1 protein-coding gene is annotated in these 775 nt (G+C 50.3%); it reads right to left on the reverse strand.

Annotation, left to right across the window (positions count from 1 at the left end; genetic code table 11):
* Positions 1 to 775 (reverse strand): AbgT family transporter (locus A3750_RS17035; RefSeq protein ID WP_197475105.1); only part of this gene is annotated, 775 nt, incomplete at both ends.

Genomic DNA, 775 nt, shown 5'->3' on the forward strand with positions numbered 1-775 from the left:
ACAGTGCGTAAACCCTTTCTTTCAATATCGGTGACGGCATGACTGTCCATTTCTAGCGTCAACTCTTCCATTGAGTCAGCAGGCGCCTCGTCCGGATTGTATTTACCTAACTTTGGCTCGACAATATATTCAGTGATTAGCATACCGAGAGTAGATATCACGAAGGTAGATCCGATCATAAAATACCAGTTTGCCTCCGCGCCTACTTGATAATCAGGTGATATGAGTTGCGCCGCCTGCTCGGATATACCCGAAAGTAAAGGGTCGACAGTGCCGATTAACAGGTTTGCACTATAGCCGCCAGATACGCCTGCAAATGCAGCTGCAAGGCCCGCTAATGGGTGTCTGCCGAGTGATAGGAATATCATGGCTGAAAGCGGGATCAACACCACATATCCAAGTTCAGCTGCGGTATTGGAAACGATGCCCGCCAGCACAACCATGAAAGTGACAAGCTTTTTCGGGGCTCCCATTACAAGGCTTCGCATTGCAGCCGAGATTACTCCTGATCGCTCTGCAATTCCTACTCCCAAAAGCGCGACGAGTACGGTACCTAGAGGTGTGAACCCGGTGAAATTTCTCACCAGTTCACTCAGTACTTGCTGTAATCCGGCGACATTGAGCAGGCTGACAACCTCAATCAAGCCGTTATCTGCTCTGCCTTTACTTCCTTCCGGCCTCGGGTCGACGACTGAAAGTTCAAAGTAACCGGCGATACCGCTCCCCACGATGACTAGAGCGCACAAAATGGCAAACAGGATGACTGGGTGGGGCA

The sequence above is a fragment of the Oleiphilus sp. HI0079 genome, from assembly GCF_001635105.1.